The following is a 14474-nucleotide window of genomic DNA, read 5'->3' as shown; positions in this document are numbered from 1 at the left end:
GGCGTGTTCGCGGAAAGCGCGAACCGGCCTCGCCATCGTTGTTTTTGCGCGGCTTTGCCGCGCGTTGTGGGGGCTTCGCCACCCACACCCCCCATGCGCGGTGGGCCGGGGATGCCTGGTGGTCCGAGATCGGTGCGGGCCGGGGATGTCTGGGTGGCCGAGGTCGGTGCGGGCCCGGGGGCGGGGGTGGGTCAGCTGGGGGTGATTCGTACGGTCCAGGCGCCCGACTCCGTGCGGTTCTCCACCTCCACCCGTACGTGGTCGCCGGGCACCGTGAAGCTCTCGCCGAGGGCCACCGGGGCGTCGGCGAGCGGGGGATAGACCGAGTCGGCCCAGCACGCCTCGGTGTCCGGGTGGGCGTCGACCACCTCGATCGGCCCGCCGCCCGACTCCGCCCCGGTGTGCACCCGGTACACCAGCACCCCGGCCCGGCAGGAGGCGGCGTCGTTGCCGACCGGCGTGCGCACCTCGAAGGCGAGTGCGCTGTCCGCGCCGGTGCGCACGACCGCCAGCTTCGTGCCCCGCCCGAGACCGAAGGCCGGTGCGCCGGCGGCGCCGGTCACCACCACCCCGGGCCCCGCCCCCAGCGGCTCCAGCGTCAGCCGGGTCGGCTCGCTGCCCCGCACGCAGGCCACCTGCCGGGGCTGCAGCCAGCCCAGCTTCCACTTGTGCCAGGCGAACAGGTCGGGGGAGAGCCCGAACTGGCTGCCCATCAGGTCCCAGTCGCCGACATGCGTGTCCCAGTCGCCGTCGCCGTCCACCGGCCGGTGGTACAGATCGGGCAGGTCGAAGACGTGCCCCGTCTCGTGGGCCAGGACCAGCCGGTCCGGCGGATGGTTCTCGAAGACCGTGACGACCCGCCGGATGTCGGTGCCGTCCGCCCGCATGGGGGTGTCCAGGTTGACGACCTTCGTGGCGTCGGAGTCCACCCCGGGCGCGTCCGGGTCCGCGACGAAGTAGACGACGTCGTACCGGGAGAAGTCGACGTGCCGGTCGGCCGCGGCCAGCGCGTCGCGCAGATAGGCGGCCCGGTGCTCCGGGCTCCAGTCGCGCCGTATGGCGTACGACGTCGACGGGCTCGGCATCCGGATCCAGTCCCGCAGCGGGTGCGGGCGGAGCGTGAAGGCGCCGTAGGAGGCGCGCCGGAAGAAGTCGCCGGTGGCGGGGAAGTGGTCGGCGGCGAGTTCGGCCGGTGCCGTCAGTGGCTGGGAGTCGGGAAAGGAGAGGAAGACCATCACCGCGTCCAGGGCCCGGGCTGGCCGCGGATAGGCGGCGTTCCAGGTGTCCAGACCCTCGGAGTGGTGCACGGCGGTGCGCTGGAGGGCGCAGGGCTCCGGGGAGAAGGGCTCGGCGACCGAGGGCGCGGTGATCAGGGACGTCGCGGCGAGCGCCGACATCGTGGTGCATACCGCGGCGGTGCTGCGCAGCCTGTTCCGGGGGAGCTGGCGCGGCACATGAACCTCCGGACGCGGTTGAGGGGACACCGCACCCAGCTTGTGCATGATTGTCGTATTGCGCCCTGTTCGCCTGCACCGGATGGGTGAGCCGGCTGGGATTTCGCCGGAGTTCTCCCGGTCGACACCTCGAAGACACTCACGGAACGTCACAACTGGTCGGAGGGGTGACGGACCCGTCCAGGTGTGGGCAGAAACGATCTGCCAGAGGGGTCGCTCGGTCTGCAACGCGGAACGGCGGCTGGAAGGGCCCGGTGTCAGCCTCTATGATCGGCACACTTTCCTGCACGAACAGAGCACGAACAGAGATCGAGGCACTGCGGGAGCGAGCGGTGAACGGAACCTCCGAAGGGCCGGCGCCCGCGGTAGACCTCGGCCCGGCGGTCACTGAGAGTGACGACGACCTGGCTCCTCGTACCGGGCGTACCGGCCGTACTGGGCGTACAGGGCCGCCGGCCTACCGGTCGGTCTTCACCACGGCGCCGCTCGCCATGGCCGTCGTCGACGCCGAGGGCCTGGTCGTCAGCGCCAACGACACCCTGGGCACCCTGCTCGGCACCGACCCCGCCGCGCTGGCCGGGTCGGTGGCGGCCGACCTCGTCGACCTCGCCTCCGACGCCGGTACCTGGCACGCCTACCGCGAGGTGCTGCGCGGCCACCGGTCCCGGCTGCGCTGCACCCGGCGGCTGAAGCGGGCCGACGGACACTCCCTGTGGGCGCAGGTGACGGTCGAACCGCTGGCCGGTACCGGGGACTCCGCGGACTCCGGTGACGGGGACGCCCCGGGGCTGCTGCTCTCCGTCGCCGACGTCAGCGCCCGGCGCGAACTCCAGGCCCGGCTGCGGCACCTCCAGATGCACGACCCGGTGACCCGGCTGCCCAACCGCGCGCTGTTCTTCGAACGCCTGACGGCCGCGCTGGAGGCGGAGTCGCACGAGCACGGCGGCACCGGCCGGATCGGCGTGTGCTATCTGGACCTGGACGGCTTCAAGGCCGTCAACGACACCCACGGCCATCGCGTCGGCGACCGGCTCCTGGCCGCCGTGGCCGAACGGCTGACCAGATGTGCGGAGGAGGCCGCCCACGCCCGGTCGGGCGCCCCGCTGGTGGCCCGGCTCGGCGGCGACGAGTTCGCCCTCCTGGTGGAGGACTCCACCGGCACCGACCAGCTCGCCGAACTGGCCGCGGCGGTCCTGGCGGCCCTCCAGCCGCCGTTCGAGCTGGCCGACCGCCGGCTGTCGGTCACCGCCTCGGTCGGCGTCGTCGAACGCCACACCGCCGGCACCACCCCCACCGCGCTGATGCAGGCCGCCGACACCACCCTGTACTGGGCGAAGGCCGACGGCCGGGCCCGCTGGACCCTCTTCGACCCCGAACGCAACGCCAACCGCATGACCCGCCAGGCACTGGCCGCCACCCTCCGGCCCGCCATCGAACGCGGTGAGTTCGCCCTCGAGTACCAGCCGCTGGTCGGCATGGAGGACGGCCGGGTGCGGGGCGTCGAGGCGCTCATCCGCTGGAATCATCCTCAGTTCGGCGTACTTGCGCCGAATCGGTTCATCGCACTGGCGGAGGAGGATGGTTCGATCGTTCCCCTCGGCCGCTGGATCCTGCGCACCGCCTGCCACCAGGCCCGCCGCTGGCAGCTGGCCCATCCGGACGAGCCGCCGATCTTCGTCAGCGTCAACGTGGCCGTCCGCCAGGTCTGGGACTCCGACCTGGTCGCGGACGTCGCCCGCACCCTGGAGGAGACGGGCCTCGCCCCGGAGCTGCTCCAGCTGGAGCTGACGGAGTCGGCGGTGATGGGCTCGGCCGGGCGCCCGCTCCAGGTCCTCAAGGCGCTCAGCGACATGGGCGTCCACATCGCCATCGACGACTTCGGCACCGGCTACTCGAACCTGGCCTACCTCAGCCGGCTGCCGGTCTCGGTGCTGAAGCTGGACGGCGCGTTCGTCCGGGGCTTCCAGTACGACGCCGTGCCCGACGCCGCGGCCGCCGGTGCCGGGGGCGCCAACCCGGCCGACGAGGTCATCGTCGAGGCGATGGTCCAGCTCGCCCACCGCCTCGGCCTGACCGTCACCGCCGAGTGCGTGGAGACCTCGGCCCAGGCGACCCGGCTGCGCCGCATCGGCTGCGACACCGGCCAGGGCTGGCTCTACTCCCGGCCGGTGGCGCCGGACCGCATCTCCGCGCTGCTGGGTCACGCGGGACCCGGCGGCCCCGCCGGGGTTCAGGCGGGCGTCGGCAACCCGTAGGCGTCGGCGATCAGCTCGTAGGAACGCAGGCGTACGTCGCCGCCGTGGGCGTTGGCGGTGAGCATCAGCTCGTCGGCGCCGGTGCGCTTCTGCAGGTCGTCGAGGCCGGCCCGCACCTCGTCGGCGGTGCCGTGGATGACGTTGGCGTTCCAGGACTGGATGAAGTCCTGCTCCATCGGGCTGAAGTCGTACGCCTCGGCCTCCTCCGGCGTCGGCACCAGCCCCGGGCGGCCGGTGCGCAGCCGGACCATGTTCAGCGCGGCCGCCAGCACCTGCCTGCGGGCCTCCTTCTCGTCGTCGGTCGCGAGCGCGGAGACGCCGATGAGGGCGTACGGCGCGTCCAGGACGGCGGACGGCCGGAAGGACTCGCGGTACAGGTCGAGCGCGGGGATCGTGTTCTGCGCCGAGAAGTGGTGCGCGAAGGCGAACGGCAGCCCGAGGGTGCCGGCCAGCCGCGCGCTGAACCCGGAGGAACCGAGCAGCCACACCGGCGGCCGGTGCGCCGACTGCACGCCCCCGGGCGAGGTGGCCTGCACGGGCCCGGGCACGGCGTGGATACGGGCGTACGGGTGGCCGTCCGGGAAGTCGTCGTCCAGGAACCGGATCAGCTCGGCGAGCTGCTGCGGGAAGTCGTCGGCGCCCTCGTTCAGCCGGTCGGTGCGGCGCAGGGCGGCGGCGGTGGCCCCGTCGGTACCCGGGGCGCGGCCGAGCCCGAGGTCCACCCGCCCAGGCGCCATCGCCTCCAGCGTCCCGAACTGCTCCGCGATGACGAGCGGCGCGTGGTTGGGCAGCATGACGCCGCCGGAACCGAGCCGGATGCGGTCGGTGTGGGCCGCCAGGTGGGCGAGGATCACCGCGGGGGAGGACGAGGCGACGCCGGGCATGGAGTGGTGCTCGGCGACCCAGTACCGCTGGAATCCGCGCGCCTCGGCGAGCCGCACGATGTCCACGCCGGTCCGCAGGGCGTCGGTGGCGGTCCGACCGGCCCCGACGGTCACCAGGTCCAGTACGGAGAGCGGGACGGGAGCGGTGCCGTGGGCGGTGCCCCGGATCTCCTCTGCGGCGTCTGCGGGCATGGTGGGGTGCCTCCTGTGCTTGACGTGGTCGTACACGCGGTCGTACGCGGGTCGCTTCGCGAGGTAACAGGAGGGGCTCTCCGGTTATTCCCGGCCGATCGCGGGTGAGCGGTCGGCGCCCACACGTCGCGCTCCGCGTGAGCGGCTCACGAGGTCGGGGCGTTCACCAGCGTGGCGATCAGGCGGGTCACCAGCGGGCGCGGGTCGGGTGTGCCCTGCCGGCCGGTCATCAGGAGATGGTGAGCGGTGCCGACGACGGCGAGGGCCACCGAGGGCGGGTCGACGGTCCGCGCCACGCGGCCGAGCTCCCGCTCGGCCTCCAGGTAGTCGGCAATCGCCTCCTCGATCGCGGTGAAGCCCGGCGCGCCCTTCTCCAGCGCCTCGCGGATGCCCAGCGTGGCGGCCGGGCGGGTCATGGCGAGGCCGGACAGGGCGAGGCCGCCGGATTCGAACAGGGCGAGAGCGACGGTGTTCAGGTTGCGCTCCACCGTGCCGTGTCCGGCGATCCCGGACAAGGCCCGCGCCTTCGTCGCCGTCTTCGCGAACCGGTCCAGGCACAGCTCGGCCACGAAACCGTCGAACCCGGCGAAGTGCGCGTGCAGCAGCCCCTTGGCGCAGCCGGCTTCGGTGGTGACCGCCCGGCTGGTGAGCGCGCCGGGGCCGTCCCTCTCCACGATGCGCTCGGCCGCCGCGAAGAGCCGCTCGCGTACGTCCGGTGTCGCCACTCCGCGCGGTGCCATGGTCCCCTCATTCGTCCCGGATCGCTCGCCCCGGCTGGGCTCGACCCCGTGGATCGTAACGGGGATTGCGGAGTTTGGGCACTTGCCCATACTGTTTGGGCGCACGCCCATTCCCTGTCGTTCGCCCGGGAGGCACCTGTGCCGGACATCGTCAACACCGAGCAGTCTCAAGCGTGGAACGGCCCGGAGGGAGCCCACTGGGCACACAACCAGGACCGCTGGAACGCCGTGAACGAGGGCTTCGACGACCCGCTCCTCGACGCCGCCGGTGTCACCGGAGAAGACCGGGTTCTCGACCTCGGTTGCGGCTCGGGCCAGACCACGCGGCGCGCCGCGCTGCGGGCACCCCGAGGACACGCGCTGGGTCTCGACCTGTCCGGCCCGATGCTGGCCGAGGCCAGGAGTCGCGCCGAGCGGGAAGGCGTCGCGAACGTCTCCTTCGCACAGGGCGACGCGCAGGTCCACCCCTTCGAGGCGGGGGCGTTCGACGCGGCGGTCAGCCGCTACGGGGTGATGTTCTTCGCCGACCCCGTGGCTGCCTTCGGTAATGTCGGCCGGGCGTTGCGGCCCGGCGGGCGGCTGACGTTCGTCTGCCCGGCCGACGCGATGCTGAACGGCTGGGTCACGGCGATGGCGTCACTGCGCGAGGTCCTGCCGGTGGGCGACTTCGGGCAGCCCGGGCTGCCCGGCATGTTCTCCCTGGCCGCCCCGGACCGCATCGGCGACGTCCTCGCCGCGGCGGGCTTCGTCGACATCGACGTCCACCAGGTCCAGGCATACGGGACGTGGGGGCAGGACGCCGAGGACGCGGCGGAGTTCCTCCTGGGCACGGGCCCCGGCCGCCACCTCATGAACCTGGCCGACCCGACCGCGCGGGCCCGCGCCCGCGGCATCCTGTCGGACCATCTGCGCGCACACGAGGCGGCTGACGGTACGGTCCGGCTCCTCAGCACGTCGTGGCTGGCCACGGCGGACCGCCCGACCGCTGCCGCATGACTGGGTGACCGCGCCGACGCCTCAGTTCCTGCTCGACGATGTTGTGCGAGCTGCACCGAAATCGCGTGCGGTAGGGCAGGGCAGTCCGGCGTTCGCCCGATTCGGGGAGCAGGTCACCAGGGCGACGGACAGGTACGAGGGATGTTCCAGGTAGAAGCCGTACGACACGTCGGCGCCGGCGCGGAGCCGTCCGGTGCCGCCGTCGACGAGTCGGCGAAGGCGGGTGCTGTCCCGGTCCCTGTCTGCCGAGAAGCGGGGCGCGTACTCGGCCAGCCGTTCGCCGATCCATGTCGCCGCCTCTTGCGGCTCCTCCCACGTGCCCTCGACCAGCGACCGGGGCTTGAGCAGCCAGTATGCGGTCTCCAGCGGCGGCAGGTCCGCCGTGGGAAACGCTGCGGCCACCTCCCGGTACCGCTGAATCGCTTCCGGTCTGCTCCTGGCAGGGGGCGGCTCGGGGTGTGGGGGGCGTCGTAGTGCCTCCTGGTCGAAGCGCTGCTTCGGGCCGGACCACAGGTAGCCGTGGTGGTGCACGAGGCGTTCCCGTTCGAGAGGTGCCGGTCGAGAGCGGGGGCGGGGCCCGGCGCCCGACCGGCGGTGGGGGAGGAGAGGATCAGACGTCGAGTCCGAAGCGCGCCGGGTCGATACCGGCCGCGCCCAGTTCCTCCGTGGTGAAGCGGAGCGGCTGGGCGTCGGGCCGCTTGCTGTCACCGAGGGCCCAGGCGTTGTCACCGATCCGCGCCAGGGTCACGCATCCCTCGGTGCAGGGGCCGCCACACGCCTGCACGAACGCAGCGCTGGCGATGTCGAGGGCGTACAGGTTACTTCCGTTCAGCATCACTGCACCTTCCTGCTCAACTGATCGCGGCCATGACTGACCGCCGCCGCCCGTACCGGGCGGGAGTACATGGGGCGAGACCTGGGAATCCGGGCACTTCACGCTCCCGCACGCACACCGAGGCCAGTGCAGGACCGAGCCGGGGGCCAAGTCCGCGCCTTCGGGGCCGGGGTCACTCTTCTGGACGACGAGGACGCCGCCGGCGCCGAATGCTGTTGAAAGACGCGAGAGGAACTGTCGGGCCGCACTGCTGCCCCGACGATCCATCGATCCGGTGTCCCGCGCTCCGTTCTCGTCCATGGCGCCGCAGCCTCTCGATCGATTCCGCTTCGATGTGCCGACGGTAGGAAGCGGCGAGTGGCGAGCTCCAGGACCTTGCATGACCTTGCACAGGAGTTGACGTGGAACCTGGCGCCATTGACACCGTCTCAGCAGCTCAGCATGGTTGATGCAAGCCTGAGCAAGTGCCTGGATGAGGAGCCGACCATGGCCGTAGAGTTCATTGGGATCGACCCCGAGACGGACCGGGACCACTGCCCCACGGTGTGGGCGGACGCGGACGCTCAAGAGATCTTGTTGCAGGGGTGGAAGCCGGACACCGAGACTCGGACGGGGTGCGAGGCGAGCAGCCCCGCGAACGGCTCAGTGCCCGACAGTGAAGCCATCGTCAGGATGCCTGCCCGGATGATCCCGATGATCAGGGAGGCGTGCGATGCCGTCGAGCGTGCCCGACTTCGCTGAGTTGCTCGGCCGGTGCGAGCGGTCCGCCGTCCACCTGGAACTGCGCGACTCCTACGCCCCGACGGACCGGTTCGAGGCGTGGAAGCGCGGTGAGCGGATCGATTGGGAGGACCGCGCCTCCTGGTGGCACCCCTACGATCAGTTGATCGAGGACGCCGTCTCCCGGGGCGTGGCGATCCGTCGCGCCCGTGTGGTCTCCGAGCCTGTGTCGGACTACATCCGTTGGGAGCACTACGTGACCCGCGCGAACGTCACGGCGGGTGAGGAAGTGCGGTGGCTGCCACGGCGACAGGCTACGAGCATCGCTCTGCCGGGCAATGACTTCTGGCTCTTCGACGGCACCCTGCTGCGGGTGCACCACTTCTCGGGTGATGGAGTGGTGGTCGAAGATGAGATAACGGCTGACCCGGAAGCCGTGAAGCTGTGTTCCGCCGCCTTCGAAGCGGTCTGGGAGCGAGCGATCCCGCACGGCGTGTACGAGATCTGACGAAAGCCGGCTCCATGCCCCCGCACCCCTCCTCACGCGTTCAGAAGGCCCGCGAAGAGTTGGCCGGTCGGCTGCGCGAGATCCGCAAGGACGCGGGGATCAGCGGGCGGGAGCTTGCCGTCAGATGCGGCTGGTCGGAGTCGAAGTCGTCCCGCATCGAGAATGCCAGGACTCCTCCCTCCGACGCGGACATCAAAGCGTGGTGCCGGGCCTGTGACGCCGATGATCAGACGGCCGACCTGATCGCCGCCAACAGGCAGTCCGCAGACGCTCATGTGCAGTGGAGGCGACTGCAACGAAGCGGCCTTCGACGGCTGCAGGAGTCGACCGGGGATCTGTATCGGCAAACGCAGATGTTCAGGACCTATGTCTCCGACGTGATCCCCGGATTCCTCCAGACGCCCGGATATGCCACTGCCCTGCTGTCGTCGATCGCGGGCTTCCGGGGGACCCCGGACGACGTGGGCGATGCCGTCGCGGCCCGTATGAGGCGTAACGAAGTGCTGAGCAACGGTGCACGCCGGTTCTCGTTCGTGCTGGAGGAGTCAGTGCTGCGGTACCGGTTGTGCAGTGCGGAGACCATGGCGGCGCAGCTCGGACACCTGCTCGGGGTCATGGATCACCAGAACGTGGCCGTGGGACTCATCCCGCTCTCGGCCCAACGAGCCGTCTGGCCCATGCCCACCTTCACGATTTTCGATGACACCAGGGTGCACGCGGACACCCTGGACGCCGCTGCCACTCTTACGCAACCCGGCCAGGTCGAGCTGTACGCCCGTGCCTTTGACCGGCTGTCGCAGGGGGCTGTGAGGGGAGCGGCAGCACGTTCGCTCATAACGGATGCGTTGGCATCCCTGGACTGACTACTTCATCGCCCCGGGTGGGTTCCGAAGGGCGGCGAGGAAGGCGGTGAAGGCGGGGGTGGGGAAGGTGAGCACGGCTCGGGCGGGGGCCTTGGAGTCGCGGATGGCTATGTGGGGGTGGTCGAGGGCGACCTCCACGCAGGCGTTGCCCTCGCCTCCGCCGGAGTACGACGACTTCTTCCATGCGCCGCGTGTCATCGGGTCACAGCTCCTTCGTCAGCCGGTGAATGAAGTCACGGGAACGTTCGGGCTCGAAGGCTACTTCTTCCACCCTACGGAACAAGGTTCGAAAATGGCTCAGTTGAGCTTCGGCATCGACGAAGACGGTGCCGTGCGGTGTGTCCCGGACGACCGTGTCCAACTGGGGGACGGGTCCGCCCGCGTACACCATCGCGCTGCCGGCGCCCGCGAAGCCGGTCACGGTGAACGGAATGACGCGTACGGTCACGTGGTCGGACTCGGCTAGACCCAGGATGTGGGCGAGCTGAGCCTTCGTGCCGACGTCGTCGACCACCTTGATGCGCAAGGCCGCTTCATGGATGACGGCTTCGTACGGGATCGGCTCCGAGCGCTCGACGATGGTCCTGCGTTTCATGCGGTGATCCACCCAGCGCTGGATCTCCTCGCCCGAGAACTGAGGGTTGACGTAGGAGAAGAGCGCACGAGCGTAGTCAGCGGTCTGCAAAAGCCCCGGCACGTGCAGGAAGTCCACGTCCCACCGGAAAGACGCGTGATGCTCCAACTCGGAGAGGTCCAGGAACGGGTGGGGCAGCGAGCCCCGGTACTCCTCCCACCATCCAAGCGTGCGACCGGTGGCCATCGTCACCAGCGCCGCGATGAGGTTCTCGTCCGCACAGGCGTAGTGGGCGGCGAGACGTCGCAGACGCTCCTCGCTCACGCCTGCGACGCCGGATTCGATCTGACTGATCTGAACCGAGTTCACGCCGAGGAGACTTGCCGCCTCCGTCGCCTTGAGGCCCGCGGCTTCCCGCAACTTTCGCAGCTCGATCCCGAGGCGCTCCTGGCGCGCCGTGCGGGTGCGTCTGGGCGGCACGACTCCTCCTTGTCCAACGGCCGTCCACGAGCGGCCCGTTCGAGGCAAGGTTACGCGATCTGCTTGCCCCGTAATAAAACTATGCCCTACCGTCAGTGACGTAAGGCGCACTCATTGCGACTCCGTGGCGCCGGAAGCGCACCGCTTTGCCCTGTCATGGCAAGGCGGCATGGACACCGGCACCGCGACCACCCACCCCGTCCCCGAAGGGAACCGGCATGCCTGAAAACGATCCGTGGGAGTACTCCCTCTATATCCCGAACGACCCCAGAGCCGTGACCGTCTGCCGTCGGACCCTGCGGTTGATCCTGACGATGCACGGGCTGATCCGGATGGTCGATCTCGCCGAACTGCTCGCGACGGAGCTGGTATCGAACGCCGTGCGGCACACCAAGGGGCCCGCCGCGCTGCGGGTCCGCTGGTCCGGGGGCGGCGTGCTTCGGCTGGGCGCCTGGGACGCGGACCCCTCGCCGCCGGAGCCCCCGCAGCCCTTCGACCGGGCGGCCGACCGGGAGGACGGGCGGGGGCTGGCGCTGGTCCGGGCGTGTGCGGACGTGTGGGGGTGGCAGCCGCTCGCACGGGAGGGGAACCGGGGCAAGTACGTGTGGTGCGAGCTGGGTGTGGCTTGACGGGCCGGGTCAGTGGAGCACGCGGTGGCGGAGGAGGGTGACGTTTCGGCCGAAGGTGCGGGACTCGACGAGTTCGAGGTTCACCCGGCGTCCGTGGTGGGGGAAGAACGGGGTGCCGCCACCGACCAGTACCGGGTGGATCATGGCCCGGTACTCGTCGATCAGGTCGGCGGCGGCGGCCTCGGCGGCGAGGGTCGCGCCGCCGATCGCGATGTCGCCCTCGCCGGGTTCCGCACGCCGGCGCTCGATCTCCTCCGCCAGGGTGCCGGAGGCCAGGTGGGTGTTGGTGCCCCGCACCGTCGACAGCGTCCGGGAGAACACCACCTTCGGCAGTGCCTTCCACAGCGCGGCCCACTCCGACTCCGCGGCTCCGAGCGGCTCGTCCTGCTCGGCGGTCTCCCAGTACAGCATCGTCTCGTACAGCCGCCGCCCCAGCAGGTGGACGCCGGCCTCGCGGATCTCGTCCGTCCAGTACCGGAAGACCGCCTCGTCCGGGTCGCTCCAGTCGATGTCGCCGTTCGCGTCGACGATGTAGCCGTCGAGGGACACGTTCATCGAATAGGTCACGCTGCGCATCGGAAGCCTCCTCGGTAGCCGCTCGGGTTCGACGGTACGGCCATGTACGGGCGGGTGCCGGTCAGTCGGCGGCGTTCACCGCTGGTACTTCCGTTTCCGGTGCCCGTGCGGCCTCGGTGCGCCGGCCTCGGCGTTCCCGTACCCGCTCGACGACCACGGCGGAGGAGCAGAGCAGCGCGGTGAGTACGGAGAAGACGGCGAAGACCGTGGTGTCGGCCCAGACGGTCGCGCCGATGCCGACGAGGAGGGTGGGCGTGATGAGCGCGCCGTACGCGAGCAGGTAGAACATCGACATGACGGCCCCGCGCCGGTCGGCGGGGATGCCGGCGGTGAGGTGACGCAGGGAGCCGCCGAAGGCGAGCCCGTACGCGGCACCCTGGAGGGCGACGGTGACGACGATGACGACGGCGTTGCCGGTCGCGAAGCCCGCCACTCCGGCCAGCATCAGCGCGGCGAGCGCGGTGTCGCCGACGAGTGCCACCGTGCGTGCCGGACGGCGGGCACTGAGGATCTGGGTGCAGGCGGCCGCGAGGGTCACGGCCGCGATGACGACGCCGCCGAAGAACGGGCCGTCCACGTTCGCGGCGTCGGCGGCGATCGAGGGTTCCAGCGAGAAGCAGACCCCGAGTACGGCCCAGGCGGCGCCCGCGCCGATCACGGAGAAGGTGAAGCGTCCGCGCATCTCCTTGGGCACGTGCGGGCGCGGGATCCCCACGGCTGCCGTACCGGGCGAGGGGTGCGGTTCGCGCATCACCACGAGGAGGACGAGCAGGACGAGGCCGATCAGCGCGTCGGCGAGGTAGGGCAGGAGCAGGGGGTGGAAGCCGGTCTGGGCGAGGGCCGCGGTGCCGAGTGCGGCGGCGGCGATGCCGATGTTGAACGCGACGGCGGTGAGCGTCCCGCTGCGTGCCGCCCGCTCGGGGCTCACGTCCAGCAGGGCGGCTCCGCCGACGACCACGATCGCGCCGATGCCCAGCCCGTTGAGCATCCGGGCCACGACGAGGTACGCGGGTCCCGCGGCCAGCACGAAGACGGCGAGCCCGGCGAGCAGCAGCAGGACGGCGACCAGGAGCACGGGGCGGCGGCCGTAGCGGTCGGACAGGGCGCCGGACAGGAGGATCGCGACGACCGCGACGGCCCCGTACGCGGCGAAGACGACGGTGGTGAGAACGGGAGGGTAGTCCCACTTCTCGGCGTACAGGGAGTAGAGCGGCGAGGGGATGGCGGAGGTCGCCTGCCCGAGCATGAGGAGGACGAGGAGGGCCGGGTAGCTCCATGGCTGGGGGCGGCGGCCCTGGGAGAGTTCCCGCACGAGGACTCCAGGGAGAAAGAGAAGTATGATGTGCGTCGTACTTCGAGGATGCTAAGGAGAAGTATGATGCTCGTCAAACTTGGGGGTTTCTGATGCCGCCCTGGGAGATCCCTTCCGACCAACTGCCGCCTGTCGCCGCGGTCCAGAAACTGCTGCGCGCCCTCGCGGATCCCGTACGGCTGGAAATGGTCCGCCGCCTGGCGGCGGACCCGGCCGGCGAAGCGCCCTGCTCGGACCTCTACGAGGGCCTGAACAAGTCCACCGCGACCCACCACTTCAAGATCCTGGTGGAAGCGGGCGCCTTCCGTCCGGTCATGGTCGGCCCCTCCCGGGGCCACCGCCTGCGGCGTGACGCCCTGCAGGAGGCGGCGCCCGGTCTGCTGGACGCGCTGATGGGGGCGCTGGACCGGGAGAACTGACCCCCCGGGGGGCCGGAGGGTCGGGTGTCAGTCGCGCGACTGTCCCGGGGCCGTGGAAGGTCCGGCCAGTGTCCACGAGGCCAGCAGGCTCAGTGCCTCGGCGGACGCCGAGCGGGGTTCGGCGGTGTAGAGGAACAGCGTGGTGTCGCTGTCACCGGGGAGCGAAAGGGTCTCGTACTCCACGGTGAGTTCGCCGACCAAGGGGTGCAGCAGCCGTTTGGAGCCGTGGGTGCGCTGGTGCACACGGTGCTGCTGCCACCAGCGGTCGAAGTCGTCGCTCCGCTCCCTCAGCTCCGTGACGAGCGCCTCGGTGGACTGCCGGTCCGATGCGCGGACCGCGTCCAGGCGCAGGTTCTCCACCGCGGCGCGGGCCTGGACGTCCCAGTCGACGAACAGGTCGCGCGCGTCCTCGTCGAGGAAGAGCCAGCGGGTGTAGTTGCGCTCGACGGCCGGCATGGCGTCGAAGTCCGCGAACAGGGCCCTGGCCATCCGGTTCGCCCCCAGGACGGCGGACTGCCGCCCCAGGACGAGGGCGGGGACGGCGGTGTCCAGGGAATCCAGCAGCCGATGGAGCCCGGGACGCAGACGCTGCACGCTCGGCGTGCGCGACGGGGGGACGGCGGCGGTGATGCCGACGAGGTCCTTGAGGTGGGCGAGGCTCGCCGCGTCCAGTCCCAGGGCGTGCCCGACGGCTTCGACCACGGCGGGGGACGGGTTGACGGAGCGGCCCTGCTCCAGGCGGGCGTAGTAGTCGGCGGACACACCGGCCAGGCGGGCGACCTCCTCCCGCCGAAGGCCGGGCACGCGCCGGACGCGGCCGTCCGGCGGCAGTCCGGCCTGCTCGGGATCGCACTGGGCGCGGCAGCGCCTGAGGAAGTCCGCGAGCTCTCGGTTGGTGCGGGTCATGGGAGCAGTCTGTCCCGCGCGGGACGACGAGGGCCCCCGCGAAGGGGGGTCTGTCGGTCCTACCCCTGCGCGACCCAGGCCGCGCAGGGCTTGCCGTGGCCCTCCGAACCACTCCCGCGCGGTCCACGATC

17 protein-coding genes are annotated in these 14474 nt (G+C 71.1%); 7 read left to right on the top strand and 10 right to left on the bottom strand.

Annotation, left to right across the window (positions count from 1 at the left end; genetic code table 11):
* Window positions 1-191: 191 nt before the first annotated feature.
* Window positions 192-1502 (bottom strand): M6 family metalloprotease domain-containing protein, encoded by a 1311-nt coding sequence (locus IE258_RS11085; protein WP_189742252.1) that lies wholly within the window; start codon window positions 1500-1502, stop codon window positions 192-194.
* Window positions 1503-1786: 284 nt separating this feature from the next.
* On the opposite strand from IE258_RS11085, the gene IE258_RS11080 reads away from it, so the two are divergent.
* Entirely contained in the window at window positions 1787-3709 is a 1923-nt protein-coding gene (locus tag IE258_RS11080; protein ID WP_189742249.1) for a putative bifunctional diguanylate cyclase/phosphodiesterase, read from the top strand.
* Here IE258_RS11080 and IE258_RS11075 read toward each other — a convergent pair.
* Window positions 3685-4785: an LLM class flavin-dependent oxidoreductase gene (locus tag IE258_RS11075; RefSeq protein ID WP_189742245.1), complete on the bottom strand. Its 1101-nt coding sequence runs from the start codon at window positions 4783-4785 to the stop codon at window positions 3685-3687. The genes IE258_RS11080 and IE258_RS11075 overlap by 25 nt on opposite strands.
* A gap of 146 nt (window positions 4786-4931) precedes the next feature.
* Window positions 4932-5525, bottom strand: coding sequence for a TetR/AcrR family transcriptional regulator (locus IE258_RS11070; RefSeq protein ID WP_189742242.1), 594 nt, complete (start codon window positions 5523-5525; stop codon window positions 4932-4934).
* Window positions 5526-5663: 138 nt separating this feature from the next.
* On the opposite strand from IE258_RS11070, the gene IE258_RS11065 reads away from it, so the two are divergent.
* Window positions 5664-6521 carry a class I SAM-dependent methyltransferase gene (locus IE258_RS11065; RefSeq protein WP_189742239.1) on the top strand — a complete coding sequence of 286 codons (858 nt, stop codon included), beginning with the start codon at window positions 5664-5666 and terminating at the stop codon, window positions 6519-6521.
* Between the two features lie 21 nt (window positions 6522-6542).
* Here IE258_RS11065 and IE258_RS11060 read toward each other — a convergent pair whose 3' ends face one another.
* Window positions 6543-7052, bottom strand: a complete 510-nt coding sequence (locus IE258_RS11060) for a hypothetical protein (RefSeq protein ID WP_189742236.1) — start codon at window positions 7050-7052, stop codon at window positions 6543-6545.
* 79 nt (window positions 7053-7131) lie between these two features.
* Window positions 7132-7356, bottom strand: a complete 225-nt coding sequence (locus IE258_RS11055) for a DUF397 domain-containing protein (RefSeq protein WP_189742232.1) — start codon at window positions 7354-7356, stop codon at window positions 7132-7134.
* Window positions 7357-7842: 486 nt separating this feature from the next.
* Here IE258_RS11055 and IE258_RS11050 point away from each other — a divergent pair, with 486 nt between their 5' ends.
* Genes IE258_RS11050 through IE258_RS11040 form a run of 3 tightly spaced genes read left to right on the top strand, consistent with a single transcriptional unit; the run spans window position 7843 to window position 9447 of the window.
* The gene (locus tag IE258_RS11050) at window positions 7843-8097 is read left to right on the top strand and encodes a hypothetical protein (protein WP_189742230.1); all 255 of its coding nucleotides are present in this window, start codon (window positions 7843-7845) and stop codon (window positions 8095-8097) included.
* On the top strand, window positions 8069-8584 hold the full coding sequence (locus IE258_RS11045; protein ID WP_189742226.1) for a DUF6879 family protein: 516 nt from the start codon (window positions 8069-8071) through the stop codon (window positions 8582-8584). Before IE258_RS11050 ends, IE258_RS11045 begins: the two co-directional genes overlap by 29 nt.
* Window positions 8585-8598: 14 nt before the next feature.
* Window positions 8599-9447 (top strand): helix-turn-helix domain-containing protein, encoded by an 849-nt coding sequence (locus tag IE258_RS11040; RefSeq protein ID WP_189742223.1) that lies wholly within the window; start codon window positions 8599-8601, stop codon window positions 9445-9447.
* On the opposite strand, the gene IE258_RS11035 is transcribed toward IE258_RS11040, so the two are convergent.
* Both IE258_RS11035 and IE258_RS11030 read right to left on the bottom strand, forming a co-directional pair.
* Window positions 9448-9645: a DUF397 domain-containing protein gene (locus tag IE258_RS11035; protein ID WP_189742221.1), complete on the bottom strand. Its 198-nt coding sequence runs from the start codon at window positions 9643-9645 to the stop codon at window positions 9448-9450.
* 4 nt (window positions 9646-9649) lie between these two features.
* Complete coding sequence (locus tag IE258_RS11030) at window positions 9650-10501, bottom strand: helix-turn-helix domain-containing protein (RefSeq protein ID WP_189742218.1); 852 nt, start codon at window positions 10499-10501, stop codon at window positions 9650-9652.
* A 218-nt stretch (window positions 10502-10719) separates the two neighbouring features.
* Between IE258_RS11030 and IE258_RS11025 the strand changes: the two genes are divergently transcribed.
* Window positions 10720-11130 carry an ATP-binding protein gene (locus IE258_RS11025; protein WP_189742214.1) on the top strand — a complete coding sequence of 137 codons (411 nt, stop codon included), beginning with the start codon at window positions 10720-10722 and terminating at the stop codon, window positions 11128-11130.
* A 9-nt stretch (window positions 11131-11139) separates the two neighbouring features.
* On the opposite strand, the gene IE258_RS11020 is transcribed toward IE258_RS11025, so the two are convergent.
* Together IE258_RS11020 and IE258_RS11015 are read right to left on the bottom strand one after the other, a co-directional pair.
* A complete protein-coding gene (locus tag IE258_RS11020; protein WP_189742211.1) occupies window positions 11140-11706 on the bottom strand; it encodes a dihydrofolate reductase family protein in 567 nt (188 codons plus the stop codon).
* Between the two features lie 61 nt (window positions 11707-11767).
* Window positions 11768-13018 (bottom strand): MFS transporter, encoded by a 1251-nt coding sequence (locus tag IE258_RS11015; RefSeq protein ID WP_189742208.1) that lies wholly within the window; start codon window positions 13016-13018, stop codon window positions 11768-11770.
* 92 nt (window positions 13019-13110) lie between these two features.
* On the opposite strand from IE258_RS11015, the gene IE258_RS11010 reads away from it, so the two are divergent.
* Window positions 13111-13437, top strand: coding sequence for an ArsR/SmtB family transcription factor (locus IE258_RS11010; RefSeq protein ID WP_189742205.1), 327 nt, complete (start codon window positions 13111-13113; stop codon window positions 13435-13437).
* A 27-nt stretch (window positions 13438-13464) separates the two neighbouring features.
* Here the strand turns inward: IE258_RS11010 and IE258_RS11005 are convergent, their stop codons facing one another.
* The gene (locus IE258_RS11005; protein ID WP_189742202.1) at window positions 13465-14343 is read right to left on the bottom strand and encodes a helix-turn-helix transcriptional regulator; all 879 of its coding nucleotides are present in this window, start codon (window positions 14341-14343) and stop codon (window positions 13465-13467) included.
* Window positions 14344-14474 lie beyond the last annotated feature (131 nt).

The organism is Streptomyces tendae (genome assembly GCF_014650435.1).
Taxonomy (GTDB): domain Bacteria; phylum Actinomycetota; class Actinomycetes; order Streptomycetales; family Streptomycetaceae; genus Streptomyces; species Streptomyces tendae.
The sequence above is the reverse complement of the archived record's forward strand: the minus strand, read 5'-3'. Positions and strand labels throughout refer to the sequence as shown.

Excerpts from the sequence above, each read along its gene's own strand:
- IE258_RS11085 (WP_189742252.1), bottom strand. The coding sequence starts at position 1,502 with ATGCACAAGCTGGGTGCGGTGTCCCCTCAACCGCGTCCGGAGGTTCAT.
- IE258_RS11075 (WP_189742245.1), bottom strand. The coding sequence starts at position 4,785 with ATGCCCGCAGACGCCGCAGAGGAGATCCGGGGCACCGCCCACGGCACC.
- IE258_RS11070 (WP_189742242.1), bottom strand. The coding sequence starts at position 5,525 with ATGGCACCGCGCGGAGTGGCGACACCGGACGTACGCGAGCGGCTCTTC.
- IE258_RS11055 (WP_189742232.1), bottom strand. The coding sequence starts at position 7,356 with ATGCTGAACGGAAGTAACCTGTACGCCCTCGACATCGCCAGCGCTGCG.
- IE258_RS11050 (WP_189742230.1), top strand. The coding sequence starts at position 7,843 with ATGGCCGTAGAGTTCATTGGGATCGACCCCGAGACGGACCGGGACCAC.
- IE258_RS11045 (WP_189742226.1), top strand. The coding sequence starts at position 8,069 with ATGCCGTCGAGCGTGCCCGACTTCGCTGAGTTGCTCGGCCGGTGCGAG.
- IE258_RS11040 (WP_189742223.1), top strand. The coding sequence starts at position 8,599 with ATGCCCCCGCACCCCTCCTCACGCGTTCAGAAGGCCCGCGAAGAGTTG.
- IE258_RS11035 (WP_189742221.1), bottom strand. The coding sequence starts at position 9,645 with ATGACACGCGGCGCATGGAAGAAGTCGTCGTACTCCGGCGGAGGCGAG.
- IE258_RS11025 (WP_189742214.1), top strand. The coding sequence starts at position 10,720 with ATGCCTGAAAACGATCCGTGGGAGTACTCCCTCTATATCCCGAACGAC.
- IE258_RS11020 (WP_189742211.1), bottom strand. The coding sequence starts at position 11,706 with ATGCGCAGCGTGACCTATTCGATGAACGTGTCCCTCGACGGCTACATC.
- IE258_RS11010 (WP_189742205.1), top strand. The coding sequence starts at position 13,111 with ATGCCGCCCTGGGAGATCCCTTCCGACCAACTGCCGCCTGTCGCCGCG.
- IE258_RS11005 (WP_189742202.1), bottom strand. The coding sequence starts at position 14,343 with ATGACCCGCACCAACCGAGAGCTCGCGGACTTCCTCAGGCGCTGCCGC.